Below are 17,219 nucleotides of genomic sequence, written 5' to 3'. Positions count from 1 at the left end.
ATGTGCAATTAAAAATAACAACCATATTTCTGACTTATTATCTATAAAATATTGAGTAATAATCGGTTGTAAATACTTTATTTGTATATAGTTAGACCGACTCATTTTTCTAAATTGCCAACTATTTTTGGTTATATCTATTACGCAATTAATCAAACTGCCTACCGCATCGGCACCTTGCTGACGATTGGCATTAGAAATATGAATACTCATCATATACATTCCAAATCCTTTAATCACCTCTTTCACACTTATAGACTTATAGCTATGAATAGCATTAAAAGCCACCACATTGCTACGAAGTACATTAGCCAAATCTTCCAATCTTTTCCGGTCGGTGCATTGCACCAAATAACTGTCAGGATTAACAAAACGACTGAATGTCAGATAAAAAGTCATCATTTCATCATCTGATGAAAAAATGGCATGCATGAATTGTGTCGCGTCCCCCGGGCGAACTTGCTGATTGTTTAAAACCTCTTCCATAAGAATTTAAAATTAAATGGTGAATAAATTAAGTTCAATGGGGCGATACAGAAAGGTAGTTTTAGAAAATAAAAGAAGCGGTTCCGCCTGTCCCATTGCATTCCACTATCCACGACAGCAGTAGGTGCATTAACATCCTACATGGGAGTACGAAACCGCCATATAGGACTGATGGGACGGGCATAAAAAAGCCCGCCACATTGGTACGGCAGGTTTCCCTGTCGTGGTCTAAAATGGAATGCACTACAAAGATAGAATATAAAATCAGAAAAGGAGATAGAAAATCCATATAATTTAGAAATCATAGTAATAAACTCAGTACAAAAACCTCTAAGATTAACCTATAACTATAATATACGTTCAAAGGGTTCACCAGTTTCACCTTTAGATGGACAACTATGAATCAGCTACTTATGAGTGAAACGGAACATCAAATATAAAGTATTCGTTCTTCACTCCCTTCACATCTCAAAATTGGCCTTACAACGTTTATTGGACATATAGCCCCAATGTATTGGGCATATAGTTCCAATGTCTTGGATATATAGCTCCTGCGTCTTGGGTATATATGTCCAACAACTCAGATATTAACACCCTAGGGATAGAGTATTAATACCTAATAGTTCAAATGTTAATACCTAACGGAATATTAGCTATGAGCATATTTATTTTAGCTCATAGCATATTTGAAAAAAGCAAGGTGAATGGAGTGAAGAACAAATACTTTATATTTGATGTCTCGTTTCACCCATAAGTCGCTGATTTACAACCATTCACCTAAAGATGGAAGCTGTAAATATCCGTTTTTATACTTTTGAGAGTTGTATATTAATTAATGTAGTATCTGTTACTGTAACAGCGGTTGCGTTAATGCAAAAATACAAGTTCCAAAGAAAAAAGGAGAATATTATTGTTTGGTCAAAAATATGCCATCCATTGTTTCCAAAATAGGAACGTTTTTTATATCTTTGCCTCAGAAAACACAAAGTCATGGAAGAAAAAGCAAGATTTAATGTTATATACATGGATGAAGCAATTAAGTTTTTGGAATCTTTGGATATGAAAGCAAGAAATAAAATTGCCTATAATATTGGAAAAGCAATGCTTGTAATAGACAAAGAATTGTTCAAGAAAATGGGAGATTCTGATATTTGGGAGTTCAGGACTTTGTATGGTGGAATGTCATACCGCTTACTTGCATTCTGGGACACGGATAAGGATACATTAGTTGTCGCCACTAACGGCTTTGTGAAAAAGACTCCCAAAACGCCATCAAAGGAAATTGCGAAAGCAGAAGAATTAAGAAAAATATATTTCAACTCTAAAAAGTAGTGATATGGAAAAATTGAAAGTTTATACCCATGAAGAAATGCTGGATAGGGTAATAGGAGAAAAAGGTACTCCTGCACGTGAAAAATATGAGACTGATATTAATAACTTTCTCATTGGAGAAGCTATTAAACAAGCAAGAGAAGCCAAAAATCTTACTCAGGAACAACTAGGAGAACTTATGGGAGTGAAAAGAGCGCAAATATCAAAGATTGAAAGCGGAAAAAGTATCTCTTTTTCTACGATTGTAAGAGCATTTAAGGCAATGGGAGTAAAAACAGCAAGTTTAGAACTTGGCTCTTTGGGGAAAGTTGCCCTTTGGTAAAATTTCATAAGTTTTATAACAATAATTGAAAAGCTTCAATGAAAAAGGAGAATGTTACTCCTATCTTGACAGACAGTAACATTCTCCCGACAATCCATTTTTACCAACTTTCTACCTATTTCAACTCAAAGGGTACAATCCCCTTCATATCTCTCGATGAACTTCCGATAATTGCTTCAAACTTGCCCGGTTCGGCTACCCATTCGTGTTTTGCATCATCAAAGAAGCTCAATGCTTTCTTATCAACCGTCAGCGTTACCGCTTTCTCTTCTCCCGGAGCCAGTTTTACTTTTTGGAAAGCTTTCAGTTCTTTTACCGGACGGGGTAGAGAAGATTTCTTGTCGCTGATATAAAGTTGAACAACTTCCTGACCTTCACGGGTTCCTGTATTTTTCACATTGACAGTGAAGGAAATCGTATCGTCGGCTGTCATTGTTTTCTTGTCAGCCGAAGGCTTGCCGTAAGCAAATGTGGTGTAGCTCAATCCGTGACCGAAGGGGAACAACGGTTTGATTTTCTCCTTATCCGCCCAACGGTAACCTACAAAGATGTCGTCGTGATAGGTTGCGTTGATTGTATCTCCTCTATGTTTCGACTTTGCCAGTTCTTCCTTATTGCCTGGATATTCACCTAATTTATGGGCACCCACATCTTCCAACTTTGCGGGGAATGTGAAAGGCAATTTTCCAGAAGGGTTGGTATCACCTACCAACACAGAAGCAAGAGCCGTTCCGGCTTCCGAACCCAGGAACCAACCCTGAACGATGGCAGGAACGTCGTTCACCCAAGGCATAGCTACCGCATTGCCGGAGATATTGACAACAATCAGTTTTTTGTTGACCTTTGCCAATTCGCTGATTACTCTGTCCTGTGCATAAGGCAAGCCCAACGAAGCACGGTCTGAGTCCTCACAATCCTGATGGTTGCTCTTATTCAATCCGCCGAAGAAGATAACGTAATCCGCATCTTTAGCCACTTGCAGAGCCTCAGCAAGAAGTTCGTCTTCCGAACGGTCGTCTTTTAGGTCCTGCCCGGTTTTCACTCCGTTATATTCGCCTGTCGGGTCGCCTACATATCCACGGGCATATACAATCTCTGCCTGTGAGCTGGCACGTGCTTTTAAACCGTCTAACGGAGAAATCTCGTACTTCACTTTCAAGGAAGAACTGCCACCGCCTACTGTCATCATCTTGATTGCATTCTCACCGACAACGGCTATTTTCTTCGCTTTGTTCAAGTCAATAGGCAACACGTTATTGTTGTTCTGCAAAAGAACGATTCCTTCTTCAGCTATCTTACGACCGGCTTGTCCGTGTTCGGGAGAACCTAAAGAGCCGAACGGCTTATGCGGATCCATCGAAGTACGGAAAATCAGACGAAGGATATTGCTGACTTTCTCGTCCAACTCTTTTGTTCCGACTTTACCTTCTTTAATCAGTTTCAGGTAAGGGAAAGCCAGGTAATAATTATCATAAGCATTACGGGTTCCGGCAGACAATCCGTTTGTCCACGAACCGAATTCCAAGTCCAGTCCGTTGTAGATGGCTTGTTCGGTATTATGTACACCACCCCAGTCGGACACTACTACGCCGTCAAAGCCCCATTCATCACGAAGAATGTCTTTGAGCAGACGTTTGTTGTGGCAGCCGTGTTGTCCCTGATAAAGATTATAAGAGCCCATAATCGACCATGTTCCGCCTTCCTGAACGGCAGCTTTAAAAGCAGGCAGGTATATTTCATAAAGGGCACGGTCGCTCAGATGCACGTTAGTGGTATGCCGGTTGAATTCCTGGTTGTTCAGTGCGTAATGCTTCACGCAGGCGGCTACACCGTTCTCCTGCACTCCTTTGATATAAGGAACTACCATCGTAGCGGACAGATACGGGTCTTCGCCCATATATTCAAAATTACGTCCGTTCAAAGGAGTACGATAGATGTTCACACCGGGGCCTAGCAAGATGTCTTTTTTCCGGTAACGCGCCTCTTCACCGATACTTTTTCCGTAAAGATGAGACATCTCGGGATTCCATGTGGCGGAAAGGCAAGTCAATGCGGGGTAAGCGATGCAGGAATCGTTTGTCCATCCTGCCTGGTCCCATTCATCCCACAATACTTCCGGGCGGATGCCGTGAGGGCCGTCGGTAGCCCATACCTCCGGGATTCCGAGACGGGGTACGCCTGCCGAACTGAATTTTGACTGTGCATGAAGCATCTTCACCTTTTCTTCAAGGGTCATCCGGTTCAATGCGTCTTTTACTCGCTCTTCGATTGGCTTATTCGTATCCAGATACACCGGTTTCTGCGCCGAGGCAGGCAGTGCAGCCATAATAGACAAGCCAAGTAACATTGCTTTAAGTTTCATGTTTATTTATGATATAAGAAGTAAGTTATAATTCCACATATTTATAATTAAAGACTCGCAAACAAGGGGTAGTTACTAGTTGCATCCGGCTTTATTAATGTTTTTTATAATTGCAACCCGATGCAACCGGTATCATACGTCCTTATTCAGTCTTTAATGTGACACTATTCATACTTTGGGCAAGATTCTCAATCGTTGACTTCGAGCCATCCAAGGGAGCATATATTTCCAGGCTGGACTTCAGCATCCTTCCATCGCAGAGCTTATCTATCTCTTCCTGAACCATAGCCGAACGATAGAAGAACAGTTCGCTATATTCCCTGCCGACTGTGAAAGTATTATCACCAACGATGAATTTTCCGACGGTCAGCTTTTCATCCAACTCTCCGGCTAATACCTTGTCTGTATATAACAGTGTACGCCCCTGAGCATAATAGTGTGTCAAAGATACTACATGCCACTGATTATCCGTCACATTTACCGTACCTTTTATTTCGCCAGTCAACGGGGAGTCATATACTACCACTCCATCCTGAATCTTCAGAGTTCCGGTCGCATTACCGCCATTGGCAAAAGAAGCGATGATTCCGTCTGCCGTTCCTTTCACTTTGAAAGAGATTGTAAACGGATGTACGGTTTCTTCGGGAGTGAATTCCAGTACTCTTTTATCTGCCAGAGAGTAGGAAGTGCCGATGACACGTACCGGTTGTTTTTTGCCCGCATCTATCGCATCAAACAGGGAAGGAACCATGGCATAGGTAAATTCACGATGTCCGTCGGTAGTAGGATGATAAATATCATCACCATTCTGATAGCCGTTCGCCCATACACCGCTGCCGTTATCTATCGCTCCCAACAGATTGACAGAAGGAAGGTCCCACTCATGAATCAACAGATTCATTTGCTTCACGTATTCATAGTCGCTTGCATCAAAATCGCCACGGGTATAGTTGTTCATCATCACAGGATACTTCCCGTCTTCACGGGCTTTCTTAATCAGAGTTTGCATATTATCCCTGAATTGGTTGTAGACCGCCTGTTGGTCGGCTGCATTGTGAATACCTTCATTTCCCAGTGAAAGACCGAAAATTACATAAGTGCCGCAGTCGTGAATCAAGTCGTTGTAACGTGCCAGCAGGTTAAGCGTATTATTGCCATTAACGGCTATACCGGAAGTGTACCACGGAAATTTGCTTTCCTGGTTACGGAAACGCTCGTCAAGCAGTTCACCATACATATAAGCATAACCATGATTATTCGTTGCTCCCTGCCCGTTGGCAACGGAAGAACCCATTACGGAGATTTTGAAAGGGTCGATACCTTCTTCACCACAGTCGATATAGTAAACATATCTGCGCAAGTCCAGTGTAATGTGATAAGTACCGTGGTTCAGGTTAATATCCTCGGTATTATATCCCTGCGTACCCATGCCGACTTCATTTGTCGTACTTTTCACACGTTTCATCACGTAATCCCAGCTCCTGTTCATCACAAAGTTAAAGCGTTCGCGGTCACTCACACCGGATATTCCGGTCAACTTCACTCTTCCGCCCCAGACACCTTTTCCCTGATAAGCCAAAGGAACCCCTTTGTCTACCGTCCATCCGTTCGGAGTGACGCTTCCCACAAGTGTCCAGCTTTCTATCGGGGTGATTTCGTACGTTTTACTGCTCAGGTCAATGGTAAGACGAATCTGTCCGGTCACAGGGGCGGCAATGCTATAATTATTTGTAGCCACCACTCCTTCTTTATACCCTTTTCCGATGTTTACAGTCTTGCCGTCTTTTGTGGTTCCCTTGAACGAGAAGTCACCGGAACCGAAAGAGGTGTACGCTTCAAAAACATTTGTCGGACTCCCGTCGGCAGATACCATATGCATCGATACTTGACCTTCCTCCACAGCACTGCCGCTCATAGTGAGTGACGTAAATTGTTCGGGGCGTTCTATATCGGTATATTCTTCTACTTTCAGCACATTTAACGCAATATAGTCACCGTTCTTTCTCGAAACGGTAAATTTTATATTGCCAGCATCATCCGGATAAATGAGCTCTGACTCACAGATATTCTGTATATTCTGGTTGATACCTTCGCCACCACAGTTGGTTCCGGAAGTCTGCAATTCGCCTTGATAGAGGTTCAATCCCGTCATTGTATAATAAGCAGTACGTGTCTGCGTAGTGCTCCGGCTGCCGAATGCATAGAATTTATATGCTTTCTTCGGGTCGAGGTTACTGAATGTAAAACTGCTGTTATTCTCACCGGACTCAATAAAGAAGTAGTCTTCTGTGGCAGAAGCCACGGCAAAATCCTTCAACAACTCTTCCTGAGGTTCAAGCAGACCGCCGCCACCGCTCTGTCCGTTGGTGGAAAAGCGGCTGTTCAGGGTCAGTTCATAAGTCACTGAAGTATTCTCCGAGTTAACCAAAGAAGAGTAGACTGTATTAATCGCGGCATAGTTTCCGTCATTATTGGTTATATTATTCCAATAATGATTGTTTGCGTCAGGCCCTTCGGTCATGCTCCCCCGCCCATCCGTTTGGGAGCCAAAATCAAAGTATAATGTCTGTACCAATACCGGTGTTGCCGGTTCCAGAATTTCAATTTCTTCACCCGGTGAAGGGGGGACTACCGGTTCATCATCATTACAAGAACCTATCGCCAGCATTCCAAATAAAGCGAATACCAATAACATATATTTCTTCATATTCTATTAATCTTATTAAGTTCTGATTTCTTTATCATTTAACATTGGTATATTCCTCCATCTTCAGAGCATTGAGCGCAGCATAGCTACCTTGCTTTTTTGCCAAAGTAAACTTTATCTCGCCATTTTCATTCGGATAAATCATTTCTGACTCACAGATATCTTTAATGTTCTGATGAATACCTTCACCTCCGCAATTATCACCTGAAGTTTGTAATTCACCCGTATATTCATTAGAACCCGACATAATATAATTTACGATACGGATATCAGTAGCGTTCGTTTTCCGGCTACCGAATATGTAAAACTTATATCCTTTCTCTTTATCCAATCCTGAAAAAGTAAAACTTCTGTCCTCATTTTCATTCTGTTCGGTAAAGAAATAATCTTCGGTAGCGGATGCCACAGCCAAATCATTCAACAAATCAGCCTGCGGTTCTAATAAACCACCACCCCCACTCTTTCCATTAGTAGAGAAACGGACATCCAAAGTCAAAGCATAATCAGTTTGAGCATTTTCAGAATTAACCAGAGGAGAATAAACCGTACCTGCTGCCGCATATTTATTACCTGATTCATTATTAGTTATATTATTCCAATAATGGTTATTCACATCGGGTCCCTCAGTCACAGTGCCTTGAGCTGCCGTAATAGAGCCGAAGTCGAAATAAAAAGTCTGCACTACCGCCGGTTCCGGCTTCACCTCTCCATCTGAAATCTTCTTTAAAGAAACCACACCTTTAGTAATACCTGCTGTCAAATCAACCGTAAGAACGTAAGTTGCGCCCTCTTCCAGACTTGCACCGTCCGCAAACTCAATATTTCCGCTGTCAAGCACCTTTATGAGAGATTCCGAACCCGCTGCTACCGTTAATTGGTTGCTATTGGAGAACTCGCCTCCCCAAGCGTTCTGGAAGTAGAATTTACAACCCAAATAGTCTGCCCTAATACGCTGTCCAACAGACGAACCATGTTCGGGCCCTGCCGTTGCCATGAATTGATACTTCTTAGACGAAATCTCGGGTACGCAGTATGCCTGCCCCTCATTCCAACCAAACTGATAATCCAATGAAGGAGAACCGACTCCCCATCCTAACAGCCAGATAGCACCATGCCCGTCTTCAGAAAGGGTAGCCTCTTTATCACCGTCCATACGGGTAACCCCGAAATACTTCTGTTTCATATTGGCAACCACCCGGTACTTACCGTCCATCGGCAAGAAAGTCAACGTACCATCAGATTCTTTCGTGAAATAATCAGGGTTTATCCACCAACCGTTCATATCAATACCCGACACCACGATTGACTGTCCTTGAGTAAAGGATTTCTGTATAAGATACGTATTCGCATCTTGCGCTATCATTTTCTCTCCATCAAACAGGACATTCACCAATGGGGTAACTTCGTATGTAAGGGCATTGAATGTCACTTCATAAGACTCTTTTGCCGTACCGGAGAAGGTGATAGGATTCACGTTCTTTCCTTCTGCAAGCAGATTGTCATTATCCCAACCGAAAGTCAGTTCGTTGCCGTTCTCCCCTACTTTCGGTGTTTTGATATAGGCCTTCAAGTCTTGAGGAAATCTGCCGGTCACACTATAATTATACAACGACTGCCTTTTCATCAAGTATTCCTCTCCCATCTCGTCCACCAAAGTCACATAAGGAAAGTCCGGACGGGACAACACTACTTCCTGTTCCATTTCAGTCGTAGTGAAATGAATGTTCTGAAGTACAAATTTCAAGGTCGCCCTGCCGTCAATTATATTGGGATAGTAAGGAACAAAGACCTTTCCGGAATAGTCACTGCCGCTTGTCTTTGTGCGGATGACCGTTTCGGATACCTGCTCTTCGCCATAGAAGAGCTTTGCTTTCAATGTAGAAAGAGGAACGTCGATATCCGAAGCCTTAATCGTAAACGAAAGGCTGTCGCCATAAAGAGCGCTAACTTTTCCTGTGATGAATTCCATATCCGGATTACCCGATAGGAACTCGTCATCACTACAGGAATTCATTGCCAGTATTCCTGCCAACGCCAGTATTATATAGATACTTCTTTTCATTGTCTTTATCGTTTTAAGGTTCTTATTCCGACTTCGCCCAACGGTAAGAGGTCACTGATTTGCCCGGAACATCATAGGCAAAATGACGCTTACCGTCACTGAAGGTTATTTTCTTTGTCTTTTCGTTGTTGTTCATCAGTACAAAGGCATACGTCCCATCCGGGTTCTCGAAAGCAGAATACATGATATTGCTGTCAGAATAACCTGTTGCACCGATACGCACGGCTCCCGGCTTCACAACGCTTGAAAGGTGGGCGATGATATAGTAGTGGGAGTTACGGATAATCGTCTTATAATCGCTGTTGCTAATATCTACCGCTCCATAACAAGTCTGGCAGCCGCCTTCACGGTTGGGGGCGCGGTCATTGTCAAGCATCAGGTTCCAGACGATAACGCCCTTACACCAGTTGTTAATCGTGCCCAATGCCACTTCTTTCATATCTTCGAGCAGTCGTTTCGACAAATCACGCCCGCTGTTCCAAGTTCCGATAGAAGTTTCCGTAAACAGGAGTTCTTTGTCCGGATACGCCTTGTGTATATTCAGGAGTTCTTCACGGTCGCCGCCGTAATTGTGATAGGCTGCGCCTGCCAGGTATTGGGAAGCTTCTCCGTCTTCATACATTTTGCCGGGATAGTTCTTCTCCGATTCAATGTTGCTGTAATCATAATTATGGTCGTATGCATAAATCTTTGTAGACAGTCCGGCAGCAGCGAATTGGGGGCCGAGAGCAGTTTTCACAAAGTCCCTCTGTTCTTCCCAACTCATGTAGAGTGAAGCCGAGTTGCCACGATTCAACGGTTCGTTCTGTGGAGTGACGGCATAAATATCAATTCCTTCGGCTTTGAATGCCTGTACCCATTTCACAAAATAAGTAGCATAATCCTGATAGTAAGCGGGATTTAACTGCCCGTTTGTCCAGGACGTAAGCGGGGTAAGGTCTGTCAGGCTCTTCACTTTCATCCATAGCGGGCACGTCCAGGGTGCAGCCATAATCTTGATGGAAGGGTTGATAGACAGAATCTCTTTCAGAACAGGCAGGATATAATTCTTTTCTTCGCTCTGCAAAGCAAAATTTTCAATGCCTTTGGTATCACAGCAAGTATATTCGCTCAATGAGAAGTCCGAACAACCGATGGAAATACGGATATAGCTAAAGCCGAAACCACTGTTATCAGAGAAGGTTTCCGTAAGAAAAGCATGACGGTCTGCCGGTTTCATTTGCAGTAGGTTAAAGCAGGTAGCGCCTGTGATAGCGGCTCCGAATCCGTCCATAGTCTGATACTGCTCCGTAGGGTTCAGAGTGATTGAAGTAGGTGCCAAGTTGTCTTTCGAACTGAAATTAACGGCATCACGATCCAGGTCGCGGGTCAGACTGTTGGTTGTCGTATAAATGGTCACGTCTCCGGTCGGAACGGGCGCAACCGGTTTTTCCGCGTCGTCACTGTTGCTGCAAGCAGCCAATATGGTGAAGCATCCTAATAAGGTCAATGCTATATTTTTCATGTTAATCATATTTTTGAGTTTATATGTTTTTGAATTGAATTAATACCCCGGATTTTGCTGAATCTTATCGTTCGCATCAATGACCGATTGCGGGATAGGCAAGCGATAGGAAGTCTTGTCGAAAACGTAAACCTGTGCTTTTCGCCCGGAATCTTTGGCATACACCGCATTCATCACTTCTTCCACTTTATCCAGACGGACAAGGTCGAACCAGCGCTGTCCCTCGAAGGCAAGTTCCAAACGGCGTTCTTTAAGCAGTGCGTTCAGCATAGCATCCTTATTAGAACGGGTGGAAACCGAAAGTGCTCCCAGTCCGGCACGCCCGCGAATCTCATCAATAATATCGGCAGCCGCATCCAAATCCGGCGTGTCCTGCATTATCAGTGCTTCCGCTTTCAGTAATAATACGTCGGCATAGCGGTATTTAATAATGCTGCTGTTTGCCGAACGGCATTTGTACATGAACGGGTAATTGTCCGACGGGTAGTAATTGCTCCATTGGCAGTCATAATAGACAACAGACTCTTTGAAACGGACTTCATCCCCTTCTTTCTTGAAGGCGTTAATCAGGTCGCGGGATGGCGTTACCCATTTTGCCCAAGTGAAGTTCGTATTCCAGTTCACCAAGTCACGACCAAACATCCACGAACACCAGTTTCCGGCTCCGGGAGTGAATTGGGCTTCCAGGATAGATTCTTTTGTATTGCGCATCTTCGCATCCGTTCCGGCATCATTCATTCCAAACAAATCACTGAAATCATCCACAAGGTCGAATCCGTCGGCTTTTACTTCATCGCAGTACTGAATTACTTTTGCATAGTCGCGCAACGGCTTTTCCGCATAAATCTTTGCCAATAATGTACGGGCTACCGATTTGGTAAACAATGTCTTATTACCCGGCGTATTGTCCGGAGCATAAAGCACTGCGTCCAGCAAGTCCTTCTCAATCTGCTGATAGGCTTCGAGTTCCGTGTTCTGCTCCGGGAAATATTGTGGATATACATCATCAATATTTTCAGAGGTGATATCGTCCGCCACGGTGGTAATGACGGGGAAGTCTCCCCAAAGACGAACCATATCGAACATAACCATGGCACGGAATATCTTTGCTTCGGCTTTGTATTGTGCGCGTTCGGTGGTAGTCAACGAATTGTCGGTCACCAGGTCAATGTTACAAATCAACTTGTTGGCACGGGCCACATCTTCCAGATAGCGGTTCCAGTCACGTTCCAATACAGAGTTGGAACCTTCAATGGAGTTATTCTCAAACGGGACTACTTCTGCTCCCGTAGTGCCGGCATAGGCATTATCCGCGTGAGAGTCTGATATCAGCAGCAAGTCCACATACCAGTGTTCCTGACGGTCGCGCATCTGATTATAAAGTGTTGTAAGGTGGCTTTCAACCGCCGCTTTATCCTTGAACACAATCTTTGTACCATTGTCCGTTACTCCTTCCGTCACATCCGAATAAGTATCTAATGGCTCATAATTCAGTGAGCAGGAAGAAAGTCCCAATAGTAAACCGGATGTTAATCCGCAAAATAGATATTTTAGTTTCATAATCTTTCCTTTCATTAGAATTCAACATTTATACCAAACACGTATGACCTGCAATGCGGATACGTACCCCAGTCAATACCTTGTACCGTACCGCTATTTCCCCATTGGTTTACTTCCGGATCCATACCAGAGTAGCTGGTCCATGTCAGCAGGTTACTGGCGGTGAAATAGGGTTGCAGGCGGGTGATGCCCCATTTCTTCAGAAGTTTGCCTTTGAAGTTGTAAGATAAGGAAACATCTTTCAGCCGCAGGTAACTACCGTCTTCCACGAAATAAGTGGAGTTGAGCAGCTTGAAATTGGCTTTAGGTACATCTGTTATCTGTCCGGGGATTTTCCAACGGTTCAGGACGCGGGTCGACTGGTTCTTGCCGTCGTACATACCTTCCGTTTCAATGCGCGAAGCGTTGTAGATGTCGTTTCCGTAAGAGCCCTGGATAAAGATACTCAGGTTGAAGCCTTTCCAGGAAAATGTATTCGTCATACCGTAGGTGAAATCCGGGTTCGGGTCACCTATATAGGTACGGTCGGACGACGAAATCTTTCCGTCATTATTCAAGTCGCGATACATCAGTTCACCGGTTTCGGGGTCTACGCCGTCACTGATATAACCGTAGAAACCACCCAAAGCGCGTCCCGGCTCATTACGTACCACATAGTCATTGATTACGTCCGATGTTTTTGCGTCGTAATATACTTTTTGCAGTTCCAGTTTCGTTAGTTTATTACGGTTGAAAGAGATGTTGAAATCCGTATCCCAGGTAAAGGATCCGCCTCGGAAGTTCTTCGAGCTGATAGAAAGCTCGAAGCCTTTGTTCACCATCTCCCCCTCATTGCGGGCAATGGAAGTGGATGCGGCAGCACCGGCAGGCAGTGAGACGTTCATCAACATATTCTTGGTTTTCTTATAGTAATAGTCGGCATTGAAAGCCAGTCGTCCGTTCAGGATTGTCAAGTCCAGACCGATATTTGTCTGTGTAGTAGTCTCCCAGGTTAAATCGGATGTACGCAAGTTTGCCTGGCTGATAGTGGGGACGGCATTTGCATAGTCGGTCTTGTCTCCTTCCTCGCCTTTCTTGAACCATTCGATACGTCCGATATTGTAGCGTTGCAGGTAGGCATAATCCCCAATACCCGACTGGTTACCGGTCTGTCCCCAGCCACCACGCAGTTTCAAGTCATCAATCCATGTAAGGTTCTGCATGAACTTCTCTGAAGAGATACGCCATGCGGCAGAGAACGACGGGAATACTCCCCAACGATGGTCGGGATGCAGTTTGGAAGAGCCGTCGGCACGGAGATTGGCTGTCAGCAGATATTTACTGTCGAAATTATAGGCAACACGTCCGAAGAAAGACATGATTCCCCATTGTGAAGCGCCTGTTCCGGTGTTGTCCCATGATATTTTATTGGCAGCATTCAACGTCGGAATCTGGTCGCTGCGATAATGCGAACCGTTTATCCAACTGTTAGAATAATCAGAGTCCGTCCAAGATGAACCTGCCATCACTTCCAGCCCGTGCTTCTTGAAGTTCTTATTGTAAGTCAGTACATTGTCAAATGTCAGAACGGTGTTCATATTCCGGTTGTCCGAAGCCTCACCGTATTGGTTACGTCCCCAAGTGGTAGAGACAGGGTCGAGAAAAGTAGTGTTGACAGCATTACGGCGATCAAGGGTAAGGGTGGACTTGAATTTCAAGTCGGGGAAAGGAGTCAGCAATACATTACCCGAAGCCAACAAGCGGTTCTCCTTATCCTTGTTGTTCTTTGCGCGTGCCATATTTTCCAACGGGTTGGTGATATTGCCCACACCATAAAAGTTATTATAGTATTGGTTGGGATTCAAGGCATCCCAAATAGGTGCGTAGGTCGGTGTATTGATAACCGCCAGGATGACGCCGCCACGATTAGAGCCGGTTCCCATGGCGCCACCGCCGTTGCTGGTATAATCCGAATAAGAGATGTTGGCACTCACGGTCAGCCATTTGCGAATCTGATTTTCGAGATTCACACGGAAGTTATAGCGTTTGTAATAAGAGATGTCGAGTACTCCCTGTTCTTTCAGGTATCCGGCGGAAAGGTAATATTTCATTTTCTCGTTGCCGTTGGATACGGCTACCTGGTAATTCTGTGTCTTTCCGGTCGTATAGGTTTCATCAAACCAATCCGTGCGGTCGGGCAATCCGTCCGGCAAGGAAACAAGCCCGATTTCGTCCTGCAACTCCTTGTACTGCGCAGAGTTCAGGGATTCTACCTTATCCGCTACTTTGTTCAATCCGAACTGAGCCGTCAGAGATACTTTCGCATTTCCTGTCGCACCGGCTTTGGTGGTAATCAGGATTACACCATTGGCAGCTCGGGAACCGTAGATAGAAGCCGAAGAAGCATCTTTCAGAATCTGCATACTCTCAATATCGTTCGGAGAAAGGAATTTGATGTTGTCTACGGGCACTCCGTCCACTACATACAGCGGGTCGTTACTACCATTCATCGAAGTCGTACCACGCACACGGATAGACATTTCACCACCCGGCGTACCATTAGGCTGAATCACCGACACACCGGCTGCCTTTCCCTGGATAGCCTGACCTGCCGATACGATAGGGCGCATATCCAGGTCTTTGGTGGATACGGAAGAGATAGCGGTAGTGACATCTTTCCGTTTCACTGAGCCATAACCAATAACCACCACTTCGTCAAGTACCTCATTGTCTTCCTGAAGCGTGACTTTCATTTGGCGGGCTGCCTTCATCTCCTGAGACTTGTAACCCACATACGAGAATATCAGAATGGCATTTTGTTTCACATTTAACGTGAAGTTACCATCCAAATCGGTGATTGCTCCGTTAGATGTACCTTTCTCCTGTACACTGACACCAATAAGCGGCTCTTTTTGGGCATCCATGACCTGACCGGACGCGGTAATTTGCTGTGCATTTGCACTCAAAGATAAAAACATTGCAAGGATAGCAAAGAAAATCTTGCGACTCCCCGAAAGGATTTTTCGCCTGTTCTTTTTCATGCGTACTAATTTAAAAGTTAATAATAAACGTTCGTCTGCAACGGAGCTTGTCCCATTGCTTTCGAAGCACAGGTCAAAAGTATAAAGAAATCGAGGTGAGCTCACGAAGAGGGGTCAATAAGTGGATTATCAAAAGATTCAACCCATTTACTACCAACGCATTACCTCTAGTTTACATCTCTAAAAAAGTGGATAGTTTACAGTTCCAATCAGCGGATTTTTCGTACTAAATCTTCAAAATCCTCTCGCGAACCACGGGCTTTATTCTTCACTTTCGCCCGGTAGTTATAAATTGTGTTCACCGAATAACGGAGAAATTCCGCAATCTGCGAACTGTCTTCAATGCCCAGACGTATCAAAGCAAAGATTCGTAATTCGGTATTCAACAATTCATCTTTTTTCAATACAATCCGTTCATTGTCCTGCAACAGGTCATTGAATTTCTTCACAAAATCGGGGAAAAGGTGAAGGAAAGCTGTATCAAAGTTGGCGTACAGTTCTTCCAGTTCTTCGTCAAGCGCATCCTGTGAGCGCGTTATCTTTAACAGTTCCGCTATCTGTCCGGCGGATACTTTCTTGTTCACCATGCGGCGATAGGCGTCCAAACGGTTGATATAGGTGGAACATAGCTTGATGAAGCGGGCGATATATTCTTCCTTAATCTGATTGGATTCCGAAAGTTCGATATTGGTAGCGGACAGGCAACTGTTCATCTGTCTCAACTCTTCATTCAATCCATTTAATTGCCCGTTAGCCACCTGGAGATGATTACGGGCGTCTGCCAGCTTCTTCATCTGGCGGTAAATATAGCCTAAAGCTACCATCAACAAGACCAGCAATGCGGTAATCAGCAGCAGATTCTGTTGCAAACGGTCGTTCTGTTTCTCAATCATGGCCTGATAGGTCTTGTCAATCAACGAAAGTACATCGGCGCTTTGCCAGCTACGCAGGCGGGCATTATAGAATTTGGTTGCATTCCAGGAAAAGCGCATACACTGATATGCACGTTCCATATCGCCATCCTCGTAAAGCAACTGCGCAAGCATCCATAACGATGCATGGTCTTTAATGGCAGAACGAATATCGGAAATGGCGGAAAGGCACAGGTTCTCTTTCTCGCCTTGCCTGTCATTGCTATATTTATAAATGAGAGAACGGTGATAAGTAACCAATGCATATTGCGGGGTATTGGGTTCGGCTTCTGCCAGACGGATGTCGTTTATCTTCAAGGCTTCCTCATACTGGTGACGGTCACGAAGCAACGCTTCGTGCATCAGCAGGTATTCTTCGGATTCATGGGGTAATATAGCATACAAGGGGTCCTTATATGCCTGCGATATACTCCAGTAATGTCCCGAAAGTGTCTTATCCTGTGTATATACGCTCAGTTCACCATATACATGGTCAAAGCAAGTGTAATAATCAGGAATCAGACGGGGAGCTACTTCCCACCGGTCTACGGATTCTAAAACATCAATAGATTCCGTGTACATTCCCGTCGAAGATAATAGTAATGAAAGTTGCAGTTTACTTTCTATTCTCCGGTCAGTATCATGCAAGCGTTCTGCAATCCGGATATTTTCATTCAAATAATGGATTGCAGAATCGCAGATAAAGGCTTTATATTCTTTGAATATCTGACTGTTCAGATTGTAATGTTCCACAGAACTGGCTTCTATTCCGTGTACTAAATCTTTAAGATGCACGATGCGGGATTCACGCTGTATAACGTACTTTTCATGTTCCTGAATAGTCAGATCAAGCACACTGAGCAGCGAATCCAGGGTCTTGCCGGCCCAGGTATATAGTGGAAAAGAAAGGATCAAAAAGAATAACAGGTACTTTTTTTTCATCGGAGCATTAC

At 44.2% G+C, this 17,219-nt stretch carries 10 protein-coding genes; 2 read left to right on the top strand and 8 right to left on the bottom strand.

Annotated features, from left to right (window positions below; genetic code table 11):
- The coding region (locus AB5443_RS24300) for a hypothetical protein (protein ID WP_368114551.1) at positions 1–486 on the bottom strand (486 nt) is incomplete at its 3' end.
- A gap of 990 nt (positions 487–1,476) precedes the next feature.
- Between AB5443_RS24300 and AB5443_RS24295 the strand changes: the two genes are divergently transcribed.
- Both AB5443_RS24295 and AB5443_RS24290 read left to right on the top strand, forming a co-directional pair.
- The gene (locus tag AB5443_RS24295) at positions 1,477–1,818 is read left to right on the top strand and encodes a type II toxin-antitoxin system RelE/ParE family toxin (RefSeq protein WP_195662414.1); all 342 of its coding nucleotides are present in this window, start codon (positions 1,477–1,479) and stop codon (positions 1,816–1,818) included.
- 4 nt (positions 1,819–1,822) lie between these two features.
- A complete protein-coding gene (locus tag AB5443_RS24290) occupies positions 1,823–2,140 on the top strand; it encodes a helix-turn-helix domain-containing protein (RefSeq protein WP_022137071.1) in 318 nt (105 codons plus the stop codon).
- 115 nt (positions 2,141–2,255) lie between these two features.
- Here the strand turns inward: AB5443_RS24290 and AB5443_RS24285 are convergent, their stop codons facing one another.
- The 7 genes from AB5443_RS24285 to AB5443_RS24255 all read right to left on the bottom strand — a co-directional run bounded on the left by AB5443_RS24285 (position 2,256) and on the right by AB5443_RS24255 (position 17,208).
- Positions 2,256–4,502: a glycoside hydrolase family 3 C-terminal domain-containing protein gene (locus AB5443_RS24285; protein WP_368114552.1), complete on the bottom strand. Its 2,247-nt coding sequence runs from the start codon at positions 4,500–4,502 to the stop codon at positions 2,256–2,258.
- Positions 4,503–4,644: 142 nt separating this feature from the next.
- The gene (locus AB5443_RS24280) at positions 4,645–7,209 is read right to left on the bottom strand and encodes a GDSL-type esterase/lipase family protein (protein ID WP_277131715.1); all 2,565 of its coding nucleotides are present in this window, start codon (positions 7,207–7,209) and stop codon (positions 4,645–4,647) included.
- Positions 7,210–7,243: 34 nt separating this feature from the next.
- A complete protein-coding gene (locus AB5443_RS24275) occupies positions 7,244–9,271 on the bottom strand; it encodes a DUF5125 domain-containing protein (RefSeq protein ID WP_277131717.1) in 2,028 nt (675 codons plus the stop codon).
- Positions 9,272–9,293: 22 nt separating this feature from the next.
- Positions 9,294–10,784 carry a glycoside hydrolase family 30 beta sandwich domain-containing protein gene (locus tag AB5443_RS24270; protein ID WP_277131719.1) on the bottom strand — a complete coding sequence of 497 codons (1,491 nt, stop codon included), beginning with the start codon at positions 10,782–10,784 and terminating at the stop codon, positions 9,294–9,296.
- 30 nt (positions 10,785–10,814) lie between these two features.
- Complete coding sequence (locus AB5443_RS24265) at positions 10,815–12,350, bottom strand: RagB/SusD family nutrient uptake outer membrane protein (RefSeq protein WP_277131721.1); 1,536 nt, start codon at positions 12,348–12,350, stop codon at positions 10,815–10,817.
- A complete protein-coding gene (locus tag AB5443_RS24260; RefSeq protein WP_283139919.1) occupies positions 12,350–15,355 on the bottom strand; it encodes a TonB-dependent receptor in 3,006 nt (1,001 codons plus the stop codon). Before AB5443_RS24260 ends, AB5443_RS24265 begins: the two co-directional genes overlap by 1 nt.
- Positions 15,356–15,564: 209 nt before the next feature.
- Entirely contained in the window at positions 15,565–17,208 is a 1,644-nt protein-coding gene (locus tag AB5443_RS24255) for a DUF6377 domain-containing protein (RefSeq protein ID WP_368114553.1), read from the bottom strand.
- Positions 17,209–17,219: the final 11 nt, after the last annotated feature.

Source organism: Bacteroides sp. RTP21281st1_H5_RTP21281_210402, assembly GCF_040918965.1.
Classification (GTDB): Bacteria; Bacteroidota; Bacteroidia; order Bacteroidales; family Bacteroidaceae; genus Bacteroides; species Bacteroides congonensis.
The sequence above is the reverse complement of the archived record's forward strand: the minus strand, read 5'-3'. Positions and strand labels throughout refer to the sequence as shown.